Annotated in this window: 22 protein-coding genes; 11 read left to right on the top strand and 11 right to left on the bottom strand. The window is 70.5% G+C overall.

Annotated elements, in window-relative coordinates; genetic code table 11:
• Positions 1-41: 41 nt before the first annotated feature.
• Together DI005_RS03195 and DI005_RS03190 are read left to right on the top strand one after the other, a co-directional pair.
• Positions 42-617: a DinB family protein gene (locus DI005_RS03195; RefSeq protein WP_112272758.1), complete on the top strand. Its 576-nt coding sequence runs from the start codon at positions 42-44 to the stop codon at positions 615-617.
• A 1-nt stretch (position 618) separates the two neighbouring features.
• Complete coding sequence (locus DI005_RS03190) at positions 619-1056, top strand: VOC family protein (protein ID WP_113641209.1); 438 nt, start codon at positions 619-621, stop codon at positions 1054-1056.
• On the opposite strand, the gene DI005_RS03185 is transcribed toward DI005_RS03190, so the two are convergent.
• The 4 genes from DI005_RS03185 to DI005_RS03170 form a co-directional block, all read right to left on the bottom strand.
• Positions 1008-1898, bottom strand: coding sequence for a 1-acyl-sn-glycerol-3-phosphate acyltransferase (locus DI005_RS03185; RefSeq protein WP_113641208.1), 891 nt, complete (start codon positions 1896-1898; stop codon positions 1008-1010). The genes DI005_RS03190 and DI005_RS03185 overlap by 49 nt on opposite strands.
• On the bottom strand, positions 1895-2665 hold the full coding sequence (locus tag DI005_RS03180; protein WP_112272765.1) for a GNAT family N-acetyltransferase: 771 nt from the start codon (positions 2663-2665) through the stop codon (positions 1895-1897). Before DI005_RS03180 ends, DI005_RS03185 begins: the two co-directional genes overlap by 4 nt.
• A gap of 187 nt (positions 2666-2852) precedes the next feature.
• Entirely contained in the window at positions 2853-3812 is a 960-nt protein-coding gene (locus DI005_RS03175) for an electron transfer flavoprotein subunit alpha/FixB family protein (RefSeq protein ID WP_113641207.1), read from the bottom strand.
• A 20-nt stretch (positions 3813-3832) separates the two neighbouring features.
• Positions 3833-4615 carry an electron transfer flavoprotein subunit beta/FixA family protein gene (locus DI005_RS03170; RefSeq protein WP_113641206.1) on the bottom strand — a complete coding sequence of 261 codons (783 nt, stop codon included), beginning with the start codon at positions 4613-4615 and terminating at the stop codon, positions 3833-3835.
• A 225-nt stretch (positions 4616-4840) separates the two neighbouring features.
• On the opposite strand from DI005_RS03170, the gene DI005_RS03165 reads away from it, so the two are divergent.
• The 5 genes from DI005_RS03165 to DI005_RS03145 all read left to right on the top strand — a co-directional run bounded on the left by DI005_RS03165 (position 4841) and on the right by DI005_RS03145 (position 8732).
• Positions 4841-5680: a DegV family protein gene (locus DI005_RS03165; RefSeq protein ID WP_112272771.1), complete on the top strand. Its 840-nt coding sequence runs from the start codon at positions 4841-4843 to the stop codon at positions 5678-5680.
• 76 nt (positions 5681-5756) lie between these two features.
• The gene (locus tag DI005_RS03160) at positions 5757-5939 is read left to right on the top strand and encodes a hypothetical protein (protein WP_112272773.1); all 183 of its coding nucleotides are present in this window, start codon (positions 5757-5759) and stop codon (positions 5937-5939) included.
• 22 nt (positions 5940-5961) lie between these two features.
• The gene (locus DI005_RS03155; protein WP_112272775.1) at positions 5962-6729 is read left to right on the top strand and encodes a bifunctional 2-polyprenyl-6-hydroxyphenol methylase/3-demethylubiquinol 3-O-methyltransferase UbiG; all 768 of its coding nucleotides are present in this window, start codon (positions 5962-5964) and stop codon (positions 6727-6729) included.
• Positions 6726-8246 (top strand): glycoside hydrolase family 57 protein, encoded by a 1521-nt coding sequence (locus DI005_RS03150; RefSeq protein ID WP_113641205.1) that lies wholly within the window; start codon positions 6726-6728, stop codon positions 8244-8246. The genes DI005_RS03155 and DI005_RS03150 overlap by 4 nt, the downstream gene beginning before the upstream one ends.
• A gap of 60 nt (positions 8247-8306) precedes the next feature.
• On the top strand, positions 8307-8732 hold the full coding sequence (locus DI005_RS03145; protein WP_233519968.1) for a hypothetical protein: 426 nt from the start codon (positions 8307-8309) through the stop codon (positions 8730-8732).
• Here DI005_RS03145 and DI005_RS03140 read toward each other — a convergent pair.
• A complete protein-coding gene (locus DI005_RS03140) occupies positions 8699-10492 on the bottom strand; it encodes a glycoside hydrolase family 2 protein (RefSeq protein WP_113641204.1) in 1794 nt (597 codons plus the stop codon). The two genes, DI005_RS03145 and DI005_RS03140, sit on opposite strands and share 34 nt — an antisense overlap.
• A gap of 70 nt (positions 10493-10562) precedes the next feature.
• On the opposite strand from DI005_RS03140, the gene DI005_RS03135 reads away from it, so the two are divergent.
• Complete coding sequence (locus DI005_RS03135; RefSeq protein WP_112272780.1) at positions 10563-11816, top strand: glycosyltransferase family 4 protein; 1254 nt, start codon at positions 10563-10565, stop codon at positions 11814-11816.
• On the opposite strand, the gene DI005_RS03130 is transcribed toward DI005_RS03135, so the two are convergent.
• The gene (locus DI005_RS03130) at positions 11813-12268 is read right to left on the bottom strand and encodes a nuclear transport factor 2 family protein (RefSeq protein WP_112272782.1); all 456 of its coding nucleotides are present in this window, start codon (positions 12266-12268) and stop codon (positions 11813-11815) included. The two genes, DI005_RS03135 and DI005_RS03130, sit on opposite strands and share 4 nt — an antisense overlap.
• 92 nt (positions 12269-12360) lie before the next feature.
• Here DI005_RS03130 and DI005_RS03125 point away from each other — a divergent pair, with 92 nt between their 5' ends.
• A complete protein-coding gene (locus DI005_RS03125; RefSeq protein WP_112273220.1) occupies positions 12361-12927 on the top strand; it encodes a TetR/AcrR family transcriptional regulator in 567 nt (188 codons plus the stop codon).
• Between the two features lie 112 nt (positions 12928-13039).
• On the opposite strand, the gene DI005_RS03120 is transcribed toward DI005_RS03125, so the two are convergent.
• Positions 13040-13426, bottom strand: a complete 387-nt coding sequence (locus DI005_RS03120) for a DUF5313 family protein (RefSeq protein WP_112272784.1) — start codon at positions 13424-13426, stop codon at positions 13040-13042.
• A 46-nt stretch (positions 13427-13472) separates the two neighbouring features.
• On the opposite strand from DI005_RS03120, the gene DI005_RS03115 reads away from it, so the two are divergent.
• Positions 13473-13922 carry a MarR family winged helix-turn-helix transcriptional regulator gene (locus DI005_RS03115; RefSeq protein WP_369973553.1) on the top strand — a complete coding sequence of 150 codons (450 nt, stop codon included), beginning with the start codon at positions 13473-13475 and terminating at the stop codon, positions 13920-13922.
• Positions 13923-13985: 63 nt separating this feature from the next.
• Here the strand turns inward: DI005_RS03115 and aceB are convergent, their stop codons facing one another.
• Positions 13986-15596, bottom strand: a complete 1611-nt coding sequence (gene aceB, locus DI005_RS03110) for a malate synthase A (RefSeq protein ID WP_113641203.1) — start codon at positions 15594-15596, stop codon at positions 13986-13988.
• 30 nt (positions 15597-15626) lie between these two features.
• Positions 15627-16904: an isocitrate lyase gene (gene aceA, locus DI005_RS03105; protein WP_113641202.1), complete on the bottom strand. Its 1278-nt coding sequence runs from the start codon at positions 16902-16904 to the stop codon at positions 15627-15629.
• Positions 16905-17129: 225 nt separating this feature from the next.
• On the opposite strand from aceA, the gene DI005_RS03100 reads away from it, so the two are divergent.
• Positions 17130-18560: a short-chain fatty acyl-CoA regulator family protein gene (locus DI005_RS03100; RefSeq protein ID WP_113641229.1), complete on the top strand. Its 1431-nt coding sequence runs from the start codon at positions 17130-17132 to the stop codon at positions 18558-18560.
• A gap of 77 nt (positions 18561-18637) precedes the next feature.
• Here DI005_RS03100 and DI005_RS03095 read toward each other — a convergent pair whose 3' ends face one another.
• Together DI005_RS03095 and DI005_RS03090 are read right to left on the bottom strand one after the other, a co-directional pair.
• Entirely contained in the window at positions 18638-19828 is a 1191-nt protein-coding gene (locus DI005_RS03095) for a M14 family zinc carboxypeptidase (protein WP_113641228.1), read from the bottom strand.
• Positions 19829-20045: 217 nt separating this feature from the next.
• Complete coding sequence (locus tag DI005_RS03090) at positions 20046-20801, bottom strand: acyltransferase (protein WP_113641201.1); 756 nt, start codon at positions 20799-20801, stop codon at positions 20046-20048.
• Positions 20802-20836 lie beyond the last annotated feature (35 nt).

Genomic DNA, 20836 nt, shown 5'->3' with positions numbered 1-20836 from the left:
CACGGAACGAAACTGTCCGCTATTCGCGAGAGGCTGTGGACATGACATGGAACGCCCTGCTGCGAGAACAGATCGACTGGCACTGGACCCACCAGCTGCGCGGCCGCCTCGACGGGCTCACCGACGCCGAGTACTTCTGGGAACCGGGGCCCGGCTGCTGGAATGTCCGCCCGCGCGGCACCGGCAGCGCGCCGGTGCAGGCTGGGTCCGGCGCGATGACGATCGACTTCGCGATCCCGGAGCCCGATCCGCCACCGCTGACGACGATCGCCTGGCGGCTCGGGCACGTGATCGTCGGCGTGCTTGCGATGCGCAACGCCTCGCATTTCGGTCGCGCGCCGACGGACTACGACTCGTTCGACTACGCACCGACCGCCGCGGACGCACTGGCGCAGCTGGACACGGAGTACGCCACCTGGCTGGCCGGCGTCGAGTCCCTCGGTGAGGCCGGCCTCGACCGGCCGTGCGGCGCCGCGGAGGGTCCGTACGCCGACCATCCCCTCGCGACACTGGTGTTGCACATCAACCGAGAGCTCATCCACCATCTGGCCGAGGTGTGCCTGCTCCGCGACCTCTACGCGCACACCCACCAGGCGATCCGGCAGGAGGCGAGCTGACATGGCCCGCGATGTCCAGTTCACGTTCGACTGCGCCGACCCGGCCGCGCTCTCCGCGTTCTGGGCCGAGGCGCTCGGCTACCAGGTGCAGGCTCCGCCGCCCGGCTTCGACTCGTGGGACCAGGCGCTCGAGGCGTGGGGCGTGCCGCCCGAGCGCCGCAATGACGCCTCGGCGGCCGTCGACCCCGAGGGCGAGCGGCCGAGGCTGTTCTTCCAACGGGTGCCGGAGGGCAAGCAGGCCAAGAACCGCGTGCACCTCGACGTGCGCGCCGCGCCGGGACTCGAGGGCGAGGAGCGGATGGCCGCGCTGGAGGCGGAGGCCGAGCGGCTCGTCACCCACGGCGCCAAGCGGCTCGAACGGCACGAGCCCGCTCCGCCGCTCGCCTTCGGTCACATCGTGATGGCCGACCCCGAGGGCAACGAGTTCTGTTTGGACTGACCCGCGGTGGCAGGCCGCGGGGCGGGGATCCTCGGCAGCACACCGGCGGTGCCGAGCGCGGAGTGGACGGCGGCCTCGGCGAGCGCGGCCAACTCGCGCCGGTCGGCGGCGCGCCCGGGCGCGATCTCGGGGCACACGAACACCTCCAGCACGAGCCCGCGCAACCGGGCGACGCGGCGCAGGGAGGCGATGAGCGACTCCGGGCCGATGAACGCGGGCTCCGTCGTCTCCCTGCCGTCGGCGAGCCGGTAGCGCAGCGCCACCGGCCGCACGGGCACACCGCCGTCGATGGCGGCCTGGAACGTCGCGGGCCGGAACCGGCCCGACGCGCGGCCGCACCACGTGGTGCCCTCCGGAGTCACGCTCACGAGCGAGCCCCCGCGCAGTGCCTCGGCCAGCTCTGCCATCGTCGCGGGCAAAGTGGACAGTCGCTCGCGGTCGAGGAAGATGTTGCCCGCGCGGGAGACCAGGCCACCGAGCACCGGCCAGCCAGCGATCTCCTTCTTGGCGAGCGCCCGCATCGGACGGACCGCGTTGATACCCACGATGTCGAGCCACGAGATGTGGTTGTTGACCACCAGCGCGCCACGCCCGCTGCCGTCGAGGCCGCCGTGCACCACGAGCCGCACGCCGAACGCGGCGAGGACGCCGCGGAAGACGAGCCGCACCACGCGCTGCCTGCCGGGCAGCACCACGAGCAGCGGCGCGACGAGCAGCGCCACGAACACCACGCCCACCGCGGCGCACAGTCGCCCCGCCCTGCGCACCACCCCGACGGAGGGTGCGCCGGAGGTCAGGCAGCCGTCTCCGCACGGGGAGGCGGGCATCCAGGCATGGCTCACAGTTCCACCCCGAGGAAGAACTTCAGGTACCGCGCGTCCACCCGGTGCAGGTCCAGCAGCACGAAGAAGTCGGCGACCCCGAACGCGGGGTCGAGGGCGGGTGGGCCGCACACCTGCGCGCTCAACCGGACGTAGCCCTTGAGCAGCGGTGGGAGCACCGGCCGCGCGGGGCGCGCGACGTCGTCGCACTCCCACGGGTGCAGCGGGGTGACCCGGTGCGACTCGGGTGCGTAGTACCTGTTCCGGACCAGGTCCCACACGCCGGCGGCCGTCGAGCCGCCGTCGTCGAGCGGCACCGAGGCGCACCCGGCGAGGTAGCGGTGCCCCGACAGCAGCATGTACCGCGCGATGCCCGCCCACACCAGGCTCACGACGGCGCCGCTGCGGTGGGCGGGGTCGACGCACGAGCGGCCCGTCTCCACGAGCGAGGGCCGCAGCGCGGCGAGGCTGGTGAGGTCGAACTCGGTGTCGGCGTAGAGCTTGCCCGCGCTCGTGGCGCGGTCCGGCGGCAGCATCCGGTAGGTGCCGACGATGTCGCCGGTGGTGTCGTCCCTGACCACGAGGTGGTCGCAGAACTCGTCGAAGTGGTCGACGTCGAGGCCGGGTTCGAGGGAGTCGAGGGTGGCCCCCATCTCCTCCGCGAACACCCGGTAGCGGAGCCGCTGCGCGGCGAGTACCTCGGCGTTGTCGTTGGCGACGAGCAGCGAGTACTTCGCTGTCCCCTCACCCGTCCGGTCAGTGCTGGCCAGTAGCTGCGACCGCGTCATGCCCGAATGGTCGCCCCGCGAGGGAAACCGCGAAGGGTTCCGGCCGTGACCGAGGGCTGCACAGTGCGTTAACGGCGAGTTCTCAGCCTTTTCTCAGCCGCGCTCCGGCACCCCGAACGCAGTGAAGGCCACCATCACTGCGTTGAACGCAGGCATGGTGGCCTTCACTGCGGTTGAGCGAAAGGGGTCAGCCCTTGCGCTTGGCGACCTCTTCGGTCAGCTGGGGGGCGACGTTGAACAGGTCGCCCACCACGCCGAAGTCGGCGATCTCGAAGATCGGCGCCTCGGGGTCCTTGTTCACCGCGACGATCGTCTTCGAGGTCTGCATGCCGGCGCGGTGCTGGATCGCGCCGGAGATGCCGAGCGCGACGTACAGCTGCGGCGACACGGTCTTACCGGTCTGCCCGACCTGGAACTGTGCCGGGTAGTAGCCGGAGTCCACGGCGGCACGCGAGGCGCCGACGGCCGCGCCGAGCGCGTCGGCCAGCTTCTCGACGACCTCGAACTTCTCCGCGGAGCCGACGCCGCGGCCGCCGGAGACGACGATCGACGCCTCCGTCAGCTCGGGGCGGTCACCGCCGACGACCGGCTCCACACCGGTGATCTTCGCGGACTTCGCCGCGTCCACGGCGGGCAGCGACACGGTCTCCTCCGCCGCGGCGCCCTCGGCCGCCTCGGCCTCGACACCACCGGGACGCACCGAGATGACCGGGGTGCCCTTGGCGGCCTTGGCCTTCACGGAGAAGGCGCCACCGAAGATGGACTGGTCCACCGAACCGTCGGAGTTGACACCGACCGCGTCGACCAGCAGACCGCCGCCGAGGCGGACCGCGAGCCTGCCCGCGATCTCCTTGCCCTCGGAGGTCGCGGCCACGAGCACGGCGGCGGGCGCAGCCTGCTCCGCAACCGTGGACAGCGCGTCGACCTTCGGGGTCACGAGGTAGCCGTTCGCGTCGTCGGACTCCGCGACGTACACCTTCGCGGCGCCGTAGGACGCCAGCGACTCCTTCACCTTGCCGGCCGTGCCGGGCGCGCCGACGACGACCGCGGACGGCTCGCCGAGGGCACGGGCCGCGGTCAGCAGCTCGTAGGTGACCTTCTTGACCTCACCGTCGACGTGGTCGACGAGCACCAGTACTTCAGCCATGAGTTCGTCTCCTTGTCGTCTCAGATGAGCTTCTGGCCGACCAGGTACTCGGCGACCTTCGAGCCACCGTCACCCTCGTCCTCGACCCGCTGGCCGGCGGTGCGCGGCGGCTTCGGCGAAGCCTCCAGCACGGTCGACCAGGCGTTGCCGAGGCCGACCTCGCCCGCGTCGACCCCGAGGTCGGCGACGGTGAGGGTCTCCACCGGCTTCTTCTTCGCGGCCATGATGCCCTTGAACGACGGGTACCTCGGCTCGTTGATCTTCTCGGTCACGCTCACGACGGCGGGCAGGCTCGCCTCGAGGTGGGTGATGCCCTCCTCGGTCTCGCGGTCGACCTTGATGCTGCCGCCGTCGACGGTCAGCTGCCGCGCGTGGGTCAGCTGCGGGAGGCCGAGCAGCTCGGCGAGCATCGCGGGGATGGCTCCGCCGCGACCGTCCGAGGCCTCGTTACCGGCGATCACCAGGTCGTACTCAACCTTGCCGAGCGCGGCGGCGATGACCTTGGCGGTCGCCACCATGTCGGAGCCGTGCAGCGACTCGTCGGAGACGTGGATCGCCTTGTCCGCGCCCATCGAGAGGGCCTTGCGGATGGCGTCGGTGGCGCGGTCGGGGCCGACGCACAGGACGGTCACCTCGCCCTCGCCTGCCTCCTTGATCTTGAGCGCCTCCTCGACGGAGCGCTCGTTGATCTCGTCGATCACGGCGTCGGCCGACTCACGGTCCAGGGTGTGGTCACCCTCGGAGAGCTTGCGCTCCGAGTACGTGTCCGGCACCTGCTTGACCAGGACAACGATGTTGGTCATGGATCTCCTTAGGCGCACGCAGGGCGTTACTGGGCGGTAGATTATTCGGATTTTCCGTGGCTGGCGCGCCGAGGTGACGGCCTTCACCTGGATTCGCGATTTATTAGGACCATAGTCCCACTAGTCGGGGATGCGCCACGAAGACTACATCGGGTACCCGTTCCAGCGCCGAAAGTCGCAACCGGCTGCTTCTAATGGGTGGATGCAGGGTCTAGCCTCCGGGACGTGCCCGTTGCAGTGATCACCGATTCCACCGCCTGTATCCCGGACCAGCTCGCGGCCCAATGGGGCATCGCCGTCGTCCAGGTCCAGATCGTGGCCGGCGACCGGATCGACGACGAGTCCCGGTTCGACCGGGCCGAGTTGATCGAGCTGCTGCGCTCAGGGCAGCACGTCAGCACGAGGCCGCCCGATCCGGGCGCCTTCTTCTGGACCTACCAGGACGCCGTGAGCGCCGGCGCCGACGCGATCATCAGCCTGCACATCTCCAGCAAGATGTCGGCGACGCTGGAGGCGGCCCGCGAGGCTGCGCAGCAGGTCAAGGTGCCCGTGTACGTCCTGGACAGCGCGACCACGAGCATGAGTCTCGGCTTCGCCGCGCTCTCGGCCGCCCGCACGGCGGCCGCGGGCGGGCAGGTACAGCGCGTCATGGAGGCCGCCGACCGCAGGGTCAGGGCGAGCAGCGAGCTGATCTACGTGGACACGCTGGAGTACCTGCGCCGAGGCGGACGGATCGGAGCTGCGTCGGCGATGCTCGGCACGGCACTGGCGATCAAACCGCTGCTGACCGTGGACAACGGCCAGGTCGCACCCCTCTCGCGGGTGCCGGGGACCAAGCGGGCGCTGAACAAGCTCGCCGACCTCGCCGTGGAGCGGGCCGGGGAACACAAGGTGGACATCGCGGTGGCGTGCGCGACGCCGTCGGACCGCGAGCTGACGCTGGTGCAGCAGCTGCGCAGCCGCGTGCCCGGGCTCAACGAGATCATGCTCGTGCAGGCGAGCACGGTGATCGCCGCGCACGTGGGCCCCGGTGCGCTGGGCGTCACGGTCTCGCCAACCACCTGAGCGGAACTCGCCGCCGGGCGCCCGCGTTGGATAATCGCCCGCAACAGGACAGACCCGCCCCGCCGGAAGGACCACGATGGGATCGCTGTTCAACAAGGTGGCCCGCTTCGCGAGGAGCCCGCAGGGCCGTCGCATGATCGCCGAGGCGCAGCGGATGGCCAAGGATCCGCACAAGCGCAAGCAGGCAATGAACGCGCTCAACAAGCTCCGCGGCAAGGGCCACAAGGGCGGCGGCACACCGCCGTACCGGCCTCACTGATCCTCGCAGCTACCCTCGGCGCGTGACGACCACACGCGCCGAGGCACTGCATCTCACCGGTGAGCGCACCGTGCCGGGGGTGCCGGAGGAGAACTACTGGTATGCCCGGCACGAGGCCGCCTATCTCGCACTGCTGCCGTACTGCACGGACGCGACGGTGCTGGAGGCCGGCTGCGGCGAGGGCTACGGCGCCGCGCTCATCGCCCGGCACGCGCGGCGCGTGCTGGCGCTGGACTACGACGAGCAGGCCATCGCGCACGTCGGGCGCCGCTACCCCGGCGTCGGCCCGGTGCGGGGAAACCTGGCGTTCCTGCCGGTCGGCACGGCCGCCGTCGACGTGGTCGCCAACTTCCAGGTGATCGAGCACCTCTGGGACCAGGACGGCTTCCTCGCCGAGTGCCACCGGGTACTGCGACCCGGCGGCAGGTTGCTCGTCACCACTCCCAACCGGCTCACGTTCACCCCCGACAGCGACACGCCGCTGAACCCCTACCACACAAGGGAACTCGCACCGTCCGAATTGGACGAACTGCTGCGGGCGAACGGCTTCGAGGTGGAACTGCTGCACGGTCTGCACCACGGCGAGGCCGTGCGCGCGCTCGACGAGCGCTACGGCGGATCGATCATCGACGCGCAGCTCGACGTCGTCATGGGCAACCTGCCAGGGCAGGCGACGTGGCCCGAGGCGCTGCTCGCCGATGTCGCCGCGATCAGGGCCACGGACTTCGCGATCCACGGCGAGGGCCTGGACGCGAGCCTCGACCTCGTCGCGGTGGCGGTGCGGCCGTGAGCGAGCGCGAGGGAACGTTCTGCCTGGTCCTGCACAGCCACCTGCCGTGGCTGGCCCACCACGGGAACTGGCCGGTCGGAGAGGAATGGCTGTACCAGGCGTGGGCGCATTCGTACCTGCCGATCGCCGACCTGCTGCGCCGCTTCGCGCACGAGGGCAAGCGCGACGTGCTGACGCTCGGCGTCACCCCGGTGCTCGCCGCACAGCTCGACGATCCGTACTCGCTGCGCGCCTTCCACGACTGGCTCGGCCACTGGCAGCTGCGCACGGAGCACGCGGCGACGCTGTGGCGGGGACAGCCGCTGCTGGCCGACCTCGCCGCACGGGAGCACCGGGCCGCCACGGGCGCGCTCGGCGAGTTCGAAACGCGGTGGCGCCACGGATTTTCCCCCATTCTCCGGTCGCTTGTGGACAGTCAGGTGGTGGAGCTGCTCGGGGGCCCGCTGACGCACCCGTTCCAGCCGCTGCTGGACGAGCGGGTGCGCTCCTTCGCCCTGCGCGGCGGGCTCGCCGACACCGCGTTGCGCACCGGGCACCGTCCCGCGGGCATCTGGGCGCCCGAATGCGGGTACGCGCCGGGCATGGAAAGCGGCTACGCCAATGCGGGGGTGGAACGTTTCCTCGTGGACGGCCCTTCGCTGCGCGGCGACACCTCCGCCGCGCGCACGGTCGGCGAGTCGGACGTGGTGTGCTTCGGGCGCGACCTGGAGGTCACCTACCGGGTGTGGTCGCCGAAGGCGGGCTACCCCGGACACGCGGCGTACCGCGACTTCCACACGTGGGCGCACGAGGTGGGGCTCAAGCCCTCGCGGGTCACCGGCAAGCACATCGAGCCCTCCGACAAGGCGCCCTACGACCCGGCGCTCGCGGCGGACACACTTCGCGTGCACGTCAAGGACTTCGTGGACACGGTGGTGTCCCGGCTGCGGGAGCTGCGCGCGAAGCAGGGGCGCGAGGCGCTCGTGGTGGCGGCCTACGACACCGAGCTGTTCGGCCACTGGTGGCACGAGGGACCGGCGTGGCTGGAGGGCGTGCTGCGCGCCCTGCCGGAGGCGGGGGTGCGGGTCACGACGCTGCGCGGCGCCGTGGAGGCCGGGCACGTCGCTGGGCCGGTGGAGCTACCCGCGTCGTCGTGGGGCTCCGGCAAGGACTGGCGGGTCTGGGACGGCGAGCAGGTCGCCGACATGGTGCGCGCCAACTCGGAGCTGCAGGAGCGGCTGCTCGCCCTCGACCTCTCGGGAGCGGGCCGCGACCCGGTTGCCGACCAGCTGGTGACCGAGGCGCTGCTGGCCCTCTCCAGCGACTGGGCGTTCATGGTCACCAAGGACTCGGCCGCCGACTACGCGCGCAGGCGCGCCCGCGAGCACACCGAGCGCTTCGACGAGCTGGCCGGGCTGCTGCGCTCCGGCGACCTGTCGGCAAGGGAGCGCGCGGCCGCGTTCCGCGCGCTGGCGCACCCGTTCGGCCACGTCGACGCGCGGGCACTGGGCCACGGGGTCACCCATGCGGGCGGCTGACGCCGACCATTAGCGGGATTAACCGTTCCCGCGGGGCGGCGCGGTGGTCCACTTTCGACCATGGTCAGCACATCGTCAGCACGCAGGCTCCGGCTCCTCACGGCGCTGCTCGCCTGTCTGGTCGTGTTCGCGGCGCCCGCCACCGCGGCGGCGTCGGCAGGTCCCAAGGGACAGCTCAAGGTCCACGCCAAGGCGGACAAGAGCGTCGTCAAGGTCAACGAGAAGGTCAAGATCAAGGGAGGGCTCGACATCCTCTCCGGCGGGAGCGGGCACGACGCAACGAGCGGCCGTGAGCCCGTGCTGTTGCAGTCGCTGCAGGCCGGGGTGTGGGTGAACGTGAGCACGGGCTGGTGCAGGCCGAACGGCGGCTTCAGCCTCAGCGTCAGTTTCGATCTCGCGGCGTCGCTGTCGCTGCGGGTGTTCCATCCGGAGACCGATCTCTACGCGTCGGCCTACTCCGGGGTGTTCTCGCTCGTCGTCACCTGATCGCCGAGGGCCGTCGTCGTCGCGGAGCCGGCCGTGATCACCGCGCGGTTGCGCTCCGCGGCGACCGGCAGGGCCACCTTCACGACCCTGCGGTCGTAGGTGAGCAGCCCGTTCACCTCGTTCTCCACGTCGGTGGTCTGCGTGTAGATCGCACCGGAGAGCCCTAACCCGCGCACGACCGACTCCAGGTCCTCGCTCACCTCGACGTACCGCCGGGTCAGCTCGTCCCGGCTCGCCGTCATCTCGTAGGCGATCGGCTCGCCGGGCCAGACGTGACCCGCCACCACGAGGCCCAGCCCGCCGTACTCGCCGTCGACCGTCGCCCGGTGGTCGTGCACGAGCGGGCGGCCGGGGCCGACGTAGGTGTGGTCGTCGTAGACGTCGCCTGCGCCCGAGTCCGGGTGCGAGTGGCAGCAGTTCACGCCGCTGTCGGCGACCACGAGCCGCGCGGGGTCCGACTCCTTCAGCTCCTTGGCGACGCGGGCGGTGTCGTACTCGCCCCAGCCCTCGTTGAACGGAACCCACGCGACAATCGACGTCACCCCGCGCAGCTGCGCGACGATCTCGGCCAGCTCCGCCTCGAACCGCTGCCGGGAACGCTCCACCGGCGGCGCCTGCGGCCCCGGCGGGTTGTCCAGCACCACCGGCAGCGACGGGATGTCCTGCCACACCAGCAGGCCCAACCGGTCGGCCCAGTGGTACCAGCGTGCGGGCTCCACCTTCACGTGCTTGCGCACGGTGTTGAAGCCCAGGGCCTTGGTCTGCTCCAGGTCGAACCGCAGCGCCTCGTCCGTCGGCGCCGTGTAGATCCCGTCGGGCCAGTAGCCCTGGTCGAGCGGTCCGTGCTGGAACATGATGTGCCCGTTGAGGGCGATCCTCGGCCTGCCCTCGGCGTCGGGCATCAGGCTCACCGTGCGCAGGCCCGCACAGCTCGTCACCTCGTCGATCACCGCGCCGTCGGCGCCCAGCACGCGCACGGTGAGGTCGTAGAGGTACGGGTCGCCGGGGCTCCACGTGCGCGGGTCGGCCACGTCGAGCCGGATCGCCTCGCCGGGCACGCCACTCGCCCGCGCGACCTCGGCTCCGCCCGGCTCGGCGGCCACGGCCTCCACCCGCTCGCCGCCCGCGTGCGCCACGTGTGCCGTGACGTCGAGGCCGCGCACGTCTGAGCCGAGGTCGAGCCGCTCGACGTACACGTGCGGCACGGCCTCCAGCCACACGGTCTGCCAGATGCCGGAGGCGCCGGTGTAGAGGATCCCGCCGGGCTGGTTGGCCTGCTTGCCGACGGGGAACGTGCCGCTGTTGCCGTGGTCGTCGGCACGCACCACGACCTCCTGCTCGCCATCCGGCCGCAGCACGTCGGTGACGTCGGCGCTGAACGCGGTGTAGCCGCCCTCGTGCCGCGTGACGAGCTGGTGGTTCACCCATACCGTCGCCACCTGGTCGACGGCCCCGAAGTGCAGCAGGACGCGCCCGCCTCGCCAGTCGGCCGGGACCTCGAAGGTCCTGCGGTACCACATCTCCTCGGCCCGCCGTCCGATCCCGGACAGGGCCGACTCGGGTGGGAAGGGCACGACGATGTGCTCGCCACCGCGCGGCTCGCCCCCGGCGGCGCGGCTGGAGAACTCCCACCGGCCGTTGAGGCTGCGCCAGCGCTCGCGCACCAGCTGGGGGCGGGGATGCTCGGGCAACGGGTCCGCGGGGTCCACCTGGCCGGTCCACGGCGTGATCAGCACTGGTGGCGGTGTCATGCCTGTCATCGTCCTCGATACTGGCAGAGCAACGCGGAGGTGTCGCACACGTGATGCGACTCGTGAGTAACCTCCACCTATGCGCGTGCTGATGCTCTCGTGGGAGTACCCGCCCGTGGTGGTCGGCGGGCTCGCCCGGCATGTCCACGCACTGGCCCGTCATCTCGTCCAGGGCGGACACGACGTGACCGTGCTGTGCAGGCACGCGGCAGGCACCGACGCCGAGACACACCCGGCGACGGACCGCGTGGTCGAGGGCGTGCGGATCATCCGCGTCGCCGAGGACCCGATGCACGTGACGTTCGAGCGGGATCTGGTGGCGTGGACGCTGGCCATGGGCCACGCCATGGTGCGGGCGGGCACCGAGCTGCTGCGCACGTGGCGGCCAGACGTCGTGCACGCCCACGACTGGCTGGTCACCCACCCCGCCATCGCGCTCGCCGACGCCGCGCGCGTTCCGCTCGTCGGCACGATCCACGCGACCGAGGCGGGCAGGCACTCCGGCTGGCTCTCCCACCCGCTCAACCAGCAGGTGCACTCGGTGGAATGGTGGCTGGCCAACCGCTCGGACGAGCTGATCACGTGCTCGCAGGCGATGCGCCGCGAGGTGGCGCACCTGTTCGAGGTCTCCCCCGAGGGCATCACAGTGATCCACAACGGCATCGAGGAGCGCACCTGGCGGGTTCCGCAGGACGAGATCGCCGAGGCCCGCGACCGGCACAGCCCGGACGGCGCGCCGCTGCTGCTCTACTTCGGCAGGCTCGAATGGGAGAAGGGCGTGCAGGACCTGCTGGCCGCGCTGCCCGCGATCCGCAAGCGCCATCCGGGCACCCGGCTCGTGGTGGCGGGCAAGGGAAGGCACCTGGAGGAACTCGTCGGGCAGGCACGCAAGCTGCGCCTGGTGCGGGCGGTGGACTTCGTCGGCCACCTCTCCGACCGTGAACTGCGGGCCGTGCTGGCGGCCTCCGACGCCGTGGTGCTGCCCAGCAGGTACGAGCCGTTCGGGATCGTCGCGCTGGAGGCCGCCGCCGCGAAGCGCCCGCTCGTGGCGTCCACGGCGGGCGGACTCGGCGAGGTGGTGGTGGACGGCGAGACGGGGCTGGCGTTCGAGCCCGGCGACGTCACCGCCATCGCCGGCGCCGTGGACGCCGTGCTCGCCGACGCCGAGGCGGCCGGCGTGCGCGCGCTCGCGGCCCAGTCGCGCCTGGCCGCCGACTTCGACTGGGCCAGGATCGCCGCCGCCACCGCCCGCGTGTACCGGCGCGCCAGGGTCGGCGAGCCGCAGGTGCTGGGCCGCCCCAAGATCGCCACCGGCAACGCCTTCGAGCCCTAGAAAACCGGCAGCGGTACGCCGCGCTCGTTCTCCGGGCGCGGACCGTGGATGCGACGCTCCGACTCGGCGATGCGGTGGTCGTTGATGCTCGCCTCGCGCCGGCGCATCAGGCCGTCGTCGGTGAACTCCCACAGTTCGTTGCCGTAGCTGCGCCACCACTGCCCCGAGCTGTCACGGCACTCGTACTGGAAGCGCACGGCGATCCGGTTGCCACGGAAGCCCCACAGCTCCTTGCGCAGCGCGTAGTCCAGCTCGCGCTCCCACTTCTCGCGCAGGAACTCGACGATCTGCGCGCGGCCGACGATGTGGCGGTCACGGTTACGCCACACGGAGTCCTCCGTGTAGGCGAGCGCGACGCGCTCGGGGTCGCGCGTGTTCCAGGCGTCCTCGGCGGCCTGGACCTTCTGCGCGGCGGTGGTCTCGTCGAACGGCGGGAACGGGGGACGCGCCATGGGCTCACTCCTCCACGAGCAAGGGAGAACGGACGTTCTCGACTGGCCGTCTACGATAGAGAATGATCGTTCTCCACACCAGGGGTGAGCCGATGGATCGCGACGAGGCCACGACCAGACTGCTCGACGCCGCCGAGCGGGAGTTCTACGAGCGCGGCATCCAGTCGGTCGGCATGGACGTGATCCGGGCGCGCTCCGGCGTGTCGCTCAAGCGCCTCTACCAGTGCTTCCCCTCGAAGGAGACGCTCGTGGAGGCGTACCTGCGGCGGCGGGACGAGCGCTGGCGGCGCTCGCTGGCCGAGCACGTGAGCACGCGTGCCCTGTCGGCGGAGGACGCACCGCTGGCCGTGTTCGACTGGCTGCACGCGTGGTTCGCCGAGGAGGGTTTCCGCGGCTGCGCGTTCATCAACTCCTTCGGCGAGCTGGGCGCGACGTCACCGCGCGTCGCCGGGGTCGACAGGGCGCACAAGGACGCCCTGCGGGCCTACCTGCGCGGCCTCACGGCGGCACTCGACGTCGCCGACCCGGACGCGCTCGCCGACCAGCTGCTCACCCTCGTCGAAGGGGCCACGGTGATCGCCGCGATGTCCGGCGACCCGTCCGCCGCCCACACCGCGAAGGCCGCCGCGAAGACCCTGCTGGCCGCAGCGCTGCAGTGAAGGCCACCATCACTGCGTGGATCAGCACGGTGGCGCGCAGCGTCCCCTCTTGGGTGGTGGGGGAGACGGGTGGGCTCAGGCATGGTGGCCTTCACCGCAGTCGGCGGAGCCCTCAGGAGCGGTAGCGCTCCACGTAGCGCGCGTGGGCCTCGGCCTCGGCTGCCTCCTTGGCGGCGTTGCGCGTCGCGCGCCCCGAGCCGTACCGGTAGCCGTGCTTGACGAGCTTGTGCTCGCAGCTCTCCTCCAGATAGGCCAGCGAGTAGAAGTAGCCCACCAGGAGCGCCATCAGGCACAGCGAGAGCCGCAGACCGAGCGGCCCCGGCAGCAGCAGCCACACCGAGGCCAGCGGCAGTACCAGCACCGAGCTCCGCGCGGCACCGCGCAGGAACCAGGTTCGGCCGGTGACGTCGTGCAGCACCCATTCGCGCAGCCGCGCGGGCAGCCTGCCCCCCGCCGCGTACCACAGCCATTGGAAGGGGTTCGGTCGCGCGCTCGCCATGCTTAACAGGCTAATGGTTAGCGTACTAACTGATAAGGTGAGGCTCGTGACATCGATCGACCTGGGAGACGACCCGCTGGCCCTCGACCGGCAGGTCTGCTTCGCGCTGTCCGTCGCCTCGCGCAGCGTCATCGCGATCTACCGGCCGCTGCTGGAGCCGTACGGCCTCACCCACCCGCAGTACCTCGTGCTGCTCGCGCTGTGGGAGCGCTCGCCGAGGTCGGTCAGGGACCTCAGCCAGACGCTGCGCTCCGAGCCCGCGACGCTCTCGCCGCTGCTCAAGCGGCTCGAGGCCCTCGGATACGTCACGCGGCAGCGCAACGCGAGCGACGAGCGTTCGCTCGCCGTCGCGCTCACGGAGAAGGGCCGGGAACTTCGCCAGGAGGCCGAGAAGATCCCCTACCAGGTCGTGGAACGCCTCGGCATGGAACTGTCCGAACTGGAGGCCCTCCACACGGCCCTCGCCCGGGTACTGGAAGCCACCAAGACCCACTGACCGCAGTGAAGGCCACCTTGCCTGCGTTGAACGCAGGCAAGGTGGCCTTCACTGCAGTCGCGGCTACCCGGCCGTGGCGTTGGTCAGGTAGCGCGCGTAGGCGCCAGTGGTGAGGAAGCTCGGCAGCTTCTCGCCAAGGGCCGTCTCGACGAAGATCTCCCGAGCGTCGGACAGCCGGTTGCCGTCGCCGAGATCGGCGCGGACCGAGGCCATCTCCTCGTCGAGCCATTCGGTCACCAGCTCGCGGGTGACCAGCGTGCCGTCGTCGAGCTTGGTCCCGTTGCGGATCCACTGCCACACCTGGCAGCGCGCGATCTCCGCGGTGGCGGCGTCCTCCATGAGATTGGAGATCGCCGCCGCGCCGGTGCCCCGCAGCCACGCGTCGACGTAGCGCAGCGCGACGTTGATGTTCGCCCGCAGGCCCTGCTCGGTCACCTCGCCACCGGCGCTGGCCACGTTGAGCAGGTCGTCCTCGGTGATCTCCACGTCCTCGCGCAGCCTGCCGAGCTGGTTCGGCCAGCCGCCGAGCACGTCGTCGAACACCTCGCGGCACACCGGCACCAGGCCGGGGTGCGCGACCCACGAGCCGTCGAAGCCGTCACCGGCCTCGCGCTCCTTGTCCTGCCGGACCTTCTCCAGCGCGGTCGCGTTCACCTCGGGGTCCCTGCTCGGGATGAACGCCGCCATGCCGCCGATCGCGTGCGCGCCGCGCCTGTGGCACGTCCGCACCAGCAGCTCGGTGTAGGCCCGCATGAACGGCACGGTCATCGTCACCTGGGCGCGGTCGGGCAGCACGAAGTCCTGCCCCGCCGCGCCGAAGGTCTTGATGAGGCTGAAGATGTAGTCCCACCGGCCCGCGTTGAGCCCCGCCGCGTGCTCGCGCAGCTCGTAGAGGATCTCATCCATCTCGAACGCCGCGGTGATCGTCTCGATCAGCACGGTCGCCCTGATGGTGCCCCTCGGCAGGCCCAGCTCCCGCTGCGCGAGGCGGAAGACGTCGTTCCACAGCCGCGCCTCGAGATGGCTCTCCAGCTTCGGCAGGTAGAAGTACGGTCCGCTGCCCTTGGCCACGAGCCGCCTCGCATTGTGGAAGAAGAAGAGACCGAAGTCGACGAGGCTGGCCGACACGGGGCGGCCGTCGATCCGGATGTGCTTCTCCACCAGGTGCCAGCCACGCGGCCGGGCGACGATCGTCGCCGGGTCGTCCCCGACCGCGTAGCGCTTGCCGTTGTCGGTGAAGTCGATGTTCCGCCGGATCGCGTCGAACAGGTTGAGCTGGCCGCCCACCACGTTGCTCCACGTCGGCGAGGTGGCGTCCTCGAAATCGGCGAGCCACACCTTCGCGCCGGAGTTCAGCGCGTTGACCGTCATCTTGCGGTCAGTGGGCCCGGTGATCTCGACGCGCCGGTCCTCCAGCCCCGGGGCGGGCGGCGCGACCTGCCAGGAGTCGTCGCCGCGGATCCAGCGCGTCTCGGGGAGGAAGCCGAGCTTCTCCTCGCCCGAGGCGATCCGGTCCCGCCTGCGCCGCCTGGCGTCGAGCAGTTCCCGCCGACGGCCGGCGAACGCGTTGTCCAGCTTCGCCACGAACTCCAGCGCCGCCGGGGTGAGGATCTCGTCGAACCGGTCACCGGTGGGGCCGGTGACCTCGAGCCGGTAGTTGAGCGTGTCAGCCATCTCGTCGTCCCTTCTGAAAGGGCTGCTCTCCTAGAACTGGGCCTCTTCGGTCGAACCGGTGAGCGCGGTGGTCGAGCTCTCCGGGTTGAGCGCCGTGCTGACCTGGTCGAACCAGCCGGTGCCGACCTCGCGCTGGTGCTTGGTGGCGGTGTAGCCGCGCTCCTCGGCGGCGAACTCGCGCTCCTGCAGGTCCACGTAGGCGGTCATGCCGTCGGCGGCGTAGCCCTTGGCCAGGTCGAACATCGAGTAGTTCAGGGCGTGGAAGCCGGCCAGCGTGATGAACTGGAACTTGTAGCCCATGTGGCCGAGCTCGCGCTGGAACTTCGCGATGGTCGCGTCGTCCAGGTGCTTCTTCCAGTTGAACGACGGCGAGCAGTTGTAGGCCAGCATCTGGTCCGGGTACTTCGCCTTGATGGCCTCGGCGTACTGGCGGGCGACCTCGAGGTCGGGCTCGGAGGTCTCCATCCACAGCAGGTCCGCGTACTCGGCGTAGGCGAGGCCGCGGTCGATGCACGGCTCGATGCCGTTGCGGACCTTGTAGAAGCCCTCCGACGTGCGCTCGCCGGTGATGTACTTCTGGTCGCGCTCGTCCACGTCGCTGGTGATCAGCGTCGCGGCCTGCGCGTCGGTGCGGGCGATGACGAGGCTCGGCACGTCGAGCACGTCGGCCGCGAGGCGTGCGGCGTTGAGGGTGCGCTCGTGCTGCTTGGTCGGGATGAGCACCTTGCCGCCGAGGTGGCCGCACTTCTTCTCCGACGCGAGCTGGTCCTCCCAGTGCACGCCGGCGGCTCCCGCGGCGATCATGCCCTTCATCAGCTCGAACGCGTTGAGCGGACCACCGAAGCCCGCCTCGGCGTCGGCGACGATCGGGGCGAACCAGTCGATGTCGGTGTTGCCCTCGGCCCAGGTGATCTGGTCGGCGCGGCCCAGCGCGTTGTTGATGCGGCGAACGACGGCGGGCACCGAGTTGGCCGGGTACAGGCTCTGGTCGGGGTAGGTCTGGCCGGCCAGGTTGGCGTCGGCCGCCACCTGCCAGCCGGAGAGGTAGATCGCCTTGAGGCCTGCGCGGACCTGCTGCACCGCCTGGTTACCGGTGAGCGCACCCAGCGAGTGCACGTAGTCCTCGGTGTGCAGGAGCTTCCACAGCTTCTCGGCGCCGCGCCGGGCCAGCGTGTGCTCCTCGACGACGCTGCCGCGCAGCTTCACCACGTCCTGGGCGGTGTAGGACCGCTTCACGCCCTTCCAGCGCGGGTCGGTCTCCCACTTCTTCGCCAGCTCCGCGGCTGCCTGCTCGAGGTTCTGAACCATTGGACGTCTCCACCTTTGCAAACTTTGCGATTGCCTCGCTGTCCGTCTGACCATGACATGCGCTGCGGAAACGACGCCACAGCTCCAATTTGCCAATTTCTGCGAAATCTCCGTAGCATGTTGCGAAGGTTGCGAAGCGCCGCTTCACACGTCACAGAAAAGTTGGGGACTGAACCGGTTCCTTGATCGGTACGGGCCGGAAGATCTCCGAGGAGAAGGCCGATGGTGGACAAGACTTTCGCCGGCGCGAAGCTGCGGCATCTGCGCGAGAGCCGCTCGATGAGCCAGGCGGACCTGGCGAGGCTGCTGGAAATCAGCCCCAGCTACCTCAACCAGATCGAGCACAACACCCGCCCCTTGACCGTTCCAGTGCTGCTGCGGATCACCGAGGCGTTCGGCGTCGACACCGAGTTCTTCGCCAACAACGACACCGCGCGGCTCGTCGCCGACGCGCGCGAGGCCCTGCTCGACGAGGCGATCGGGCTGGAGGCGAGCACGAGCGAGCTCAACGAGCTCGCCACCAACCTGCCCGCCATCGCGCAGGCGCTCGTGAAGCTGCACCGCTCCTACCGCAACGCCGTGGAGACCACGGCCGCGCTGGTCACCGAGAACGGCACCGGCCTGCACGGCAGCGCCGCCGCGGCGCTGCCGCACGAGGAGGTCCGTGACTTCTTCTACGAGCGGGAGAACTACGTCGCCGAGCTCGACGAGCGGGCGGAGGCCATGTCCACCGAGATGGGACTGCGGCGCGGCGACGTGCACCGCGCGCTGCTCGACCGGCTGACCAACCACTACGGCGTGACCGTGACCAGCGAGGGCATCGACGAGGCGGCGGGCCAGCAGCACCGGTACGAGCCGGACGCGCGGATCCTGCGGCTCGCGCCGAGCCTGCGCGTCGGGCAGCGGGCGTTCCGCATGGCCTCGCAGATCGCGCTGCTGGAGTACGACGACCTGATCACCGAGCTCGCCGACTCGTGGGCGTTCTCCGGCCCAGCGGCCCGCTCACTGGCGAGGGTCGGGCTGGCGAACTACTTCGCGGGCGCGCTGATCCTGCCCTACGGCCCGTTCCTGTCGACGGCGGAGAAGTACCGCTACGACATCGAGCGGCTGTGCGACCACTTCGGCGTGGGCTTCGAGACCGTGTGCCACCGGCTCTCCACGCTGCAGCGGCCGAAGGCGCGCGGCGTGCCGTTCTCGTTCGTGCGCGTCGACCGCGCAGGCAACATGTCGAAGCGGCAGTCGGCGGCGGGCTTCCACTTCTCCCGCGTCGGCGGCGCGTGCCCGCTGTGGTGCATCTACGAGGCGTTCACCTCACCCGGCAAGATCATCACGCAGATCGCGACGCTGCCCGACGGCAAGAGCTACTTCTGGATCGCGCGCACGATCGCGCGCAACATCGGCGGCTACGGCAGCCCCGGCAAGATGTTCAGCGTCGGCCTCGGCTGCGAGCTCCGGCACGCGCGGCGGCTCATCTACTCCACCGGCCTCGACCTCGACGACCGGGCGGCCGCCACACCCATCGGCATGGGCTGCAAGGTGTGCGACCGCCCGGCCTGCCCGCAACGGGCGTTCCCGACCATCGGCAAGCAGCTCACCGTGGACGAGAACACGAGCACGTTCGTGCCCTACCCCGCTGTCCCGAAGGCAGCCGACTAGGAGGGCTCACCTGACCGCAGTGAAGGCCACCTTGCCTGCGTTGAACGCAGTGAAGGTGGCCTTCACTGCAGAAGGGGCTAGGGCTCCAGGACCTGGAGGCTCCGGCGCTCGGCATCGGCGATGCTGGGGCCGCGCGGCGGGATGGTGTCGTAGACGGCCGGGTCGAGGTTCTCCACCTGGCCGCTCGCGATCGACGACAGCATGCCGTCGAGTCCGACGTAGACGGTCTGGGTCAGCTGCGTCCGGTACTTCTGGCCCAGCGTCTGCGTCTGCCCGCGCACCTCGAACAGCACCGCGCCGCTGCCGTTGAGGGCGAACGAGCCGAGCCCCGTGCCGGGCAGGTTCGTGTCCTGCGGGTACAGCGTGATGTTGCCGAAGAGCGGGTTGTTGTTGGCCCGGCCCTGCAGCGCGTTGTAGACGGCGACGTTGAGCTGCTTCGAGTACTCCAGGTCGTAGGTGTCGGCGTACTGCTCGAAGCCCGGCGTGGTGGCCGGATCGTCCACGAACCTGCCGGAGATCGACATGGTGACGAAGCGGCTCGGGTCGTCCGGCATCACGTAGCAGGCGCCCTGGTGGTGCAGGTCGACGTAGGTGTCCACCTCGCCGAACTCCGCGACGAGGCCCTTGTAGACGTCACGGACGATGCGCGACTCCGGCGTGATGTACCAGCCGGTGTCTGCCGACGTGCCGGGGAAGTCCTCCGGCTTCGGCTCGTAGGACAGGTCGGGGTTGTAGTCGCGGTTGACGTCGAAGCCGGGCCGCTGCGAGTAGTCGTCGCCCTGACGCGGGGTGGTGTAGTAGTTCCACGCGGGCTCGCTGCCGCGCAGCTGCGGGAACCGGGCGGTGACCTCGTCCCACGTCATGTCGTTGCCGCGGCGGTCGAGCTCGGCGCCGTCGGGGTTCATCTTCGGGATCGCCACGACCGTCAGTTCGGAGCGCCAGCGCTTGGCCTTGGGCGAGTCGCTGGTGCCGAGGTAGTCGAGCAGTCGCAGGATCGCGTCGGTGCCGGTCTTCTCGTTGCCGTGGATCTCGCTGGTGATCAGCACGGCCTTGGGCCCGGTGCCGACCCGCGCGGCCCAGACCTCCCTGCCCCGGTTGCTCCGGCCGACCTCGGTCACGTCGACCGCGCCACCGCTGACCCGCTCGATGCGGGCGAGCTCGATGCCCAGCTCGCTGTGGTCGGTGAACTCGTGAACGGGCAGATCGCGCGGCTCGTCGCTGCACTGCGCCGCCGCCGGGGCGCCCGGAGAGGCGGCGGGCTGCGCCATGGCCGGCGTCGTCGCGGTGACGAGCGCGAGCACGGTGGCGCCGGTGACGGCGGCCACCAGGGAACGTCTGGGCACGGCAACTCCTCAGGCTCTGCAAGGAACCCGCGCCGGAGCGCGGGTTGTCGGCTGTGGTGTTGCGGTGACGCCACCGTGACAGTTAGTTATAGCGGCTAACTACTTCGGTGGAAAGCCCCCGATGCCGGACCCCGTGCGATCCTCACCCCTCGCCGAGGGTCTTCTGCAGCGCCTTGTTCGCCTTGCGGGCCATGTCCTTGACCGCCTCGCGCCGTTCGGCGTCGGCCTCGTAGTCGGCCTTGCGGTCGCGCACCACCCGCGCCGGCGAGCCCACCGCGATGGCGTAGTCGGGGATGTCGCCGCGCACCACCGCGTGCGCGCCGAGCACGCAGCCCCGGCCGACGCGCGTGCCCTTGAGCACGGAGACCTTCGTGCCGATCCACGTGTCCGGGCCGATCCGCACCGGCGACTTGACGATCCCCTGGTCCTTGATCGGCAGGTTGATGTCCGCCGTGACGTGGTCGAAGTCGCAGATGTAGACCCAGTCGGCCACGAGGGTCGCGGCGCCGAGCTCGATGTCGAGGTAGCCGTTGACGACGTTCTGCCTGCCGAACACGGTCTTGTCGCCGATGCGCAGGGAGCCCTCGTGGCAACGGATGGCGTTGCCGTCGCCGATGTGCACCCAGCGGCCGATCTCCATCCGCCCGTAGCCGGGACGGCAGTGGATCTCGACGTTCTTGCCGAGGAAGACCATGCCGCGCAACACGATGTGCGGGTTGGCGATCCGGAACTTCAGCAGGCGCCAGTAGCGCACGAGGTACCAGGGCGTGAAGGCGCGGTTGCGCACGATCCAGCGCAGCGAGTCGGCGGTCAGGAACTTCGCCTGCTCGGGGTCCCTGCGCCCCCGCCGCCAGGCCTGAACTCGCGAGAGCACCGGCGATCCCCACATGGACGTCATGCGGTGACCGTAACCTGTCGGGGGTAGGCCGAGTT

It is taken from the genome of Prauserella sp. PE36, from assembly GCF_003311655.1.
GTDB classification, from domain to species: Bacteria; Actinomycetota; Actinomycetes; order Mycobacteriales; family Pseudonocardiaceae; genus Prauserella_A; species Prauserella_A endophytica.
The sequence above is the reverse complement of the archived record's forward strand: the minus strand, read 5'-3'. Positions and strand labels throughout refer to the sequence as shown.

Excerpts from the sequence above, each read along its gene's own strand:
- DI005_RS03195 (WP_112272758.1), top strand. The coding sequence starts at position 42 with ATGACATGGAACGCCCTGCTGCGAGAACAGATCGACTGGCACTGGACC.
- DI005_RS03190 (WP_113641209.1), top strand. The coding sequence starts at position 619 with ATGGCCCGCGATGTCCAGTTCACGTTCGACTGCGCCGACCCGGCCGCG.
- DI005_RS03180 (WP_112272765.1), bottom strand. The coding sequence starts at position 2,665 with ATGACGCGGTCGCAGCTACTGGCCAGCACTGACCGGACGGGTGAGGGG.
- DI005_RS03175 (WP_113641207.1), bottom strand. The coding sequence starts at position 3,812 with ATGGCTGAAGTACTGGTGCTCGTCGACCACGTCGACGGTGAGGTCAAG.
- DI005_RS03170 (WP_113641206.1), bottom strand. The coding sequence starts at position 4,615 with ATGACCAACATCGTTGTCCTGGTCAAGCAGGTGCCGGACACGTACTCG.
- DI005_RS03160 (WP_112272773.1), top strand. The coding sequence starts at position 5,757 with ATGGGATCGCTGTTCAACAAGGTGGCCCGCTTCGCGAGGAGCCCGCAG.
- DI005_RS03145 (WP_233519968.1), top strand. The coding sequence starts at position 8,307 with ATGGTCAGCACATCGTCAGCACGCAGGCTCCGGCTCCTCACGGCGCTG.
- DI005_RS03140 (WP_113641204.1), bottom strand. The coding sequence starts at position 10,492 with ATGACAGGCATGACACCGCCACCAGTGCTGATCACGCCGTGGACCGGC.
- DI005_RS03135 (WP_112272780.1), top strand. The coding sequence starts at position 10,563 with ATGCGCGTGCTGATGCTCTCGTGGGAGTACCCGCCCGTGGTGGTCGGC.
- DI005_RS03130 (WP_112272782.1), bottom strand. The coding sequence starts at position 12,268 with ATGGCGCGTCCCCCGTTCCCGCCGTTCGACGAGACCACCGCCGCGCAG.
- DI005_RS03125 (WP_112273220.1), top strand. The coding sequence starts at position 12,361 with ATGGATCGCGACGAGGCCACGACCAGACTGCTCGACGCCGCCGAGCGG.
- DI005_RS03120 (WP_112272784.1), bottom strand. The coding sequence starts at position 13,426 with ATGGCGAGCGCGCGACCGAACCCCTTCCAATGGCTGTGGTACGCGGCG.
- aceB (WP_113641203.1), bottom strand. The coding sequence starts at position 15,596 with ATGGCTGACACGCTCAACTACCGGCTCGAGGTCACCGGCCCCACCGGT.
- aceA (WP_113641202.1), bottom strand. The coding sequence starts at position 16,904 with ATGGTTCAGAACCTCGAGCAGGCAGCCGCGGAGCTGGCGAAGAAGTGG.
- DI005_RS03095 (WP_113641228.1), bottom strand. The coding sequence starts at position 19,828 with ATGGCGCAGCCCGCCGCCTCTCCGGGCGCCCCGGCGGCGGCGCAGTGC.
- DI005_RS03090 (WP_113641201.1), bottom strand. The coding sequence starts at position 20,801 with ATGACGTCCATGTGGGGATCGCCGGTGCTCTCGCGAGTTCAGGCCTGG.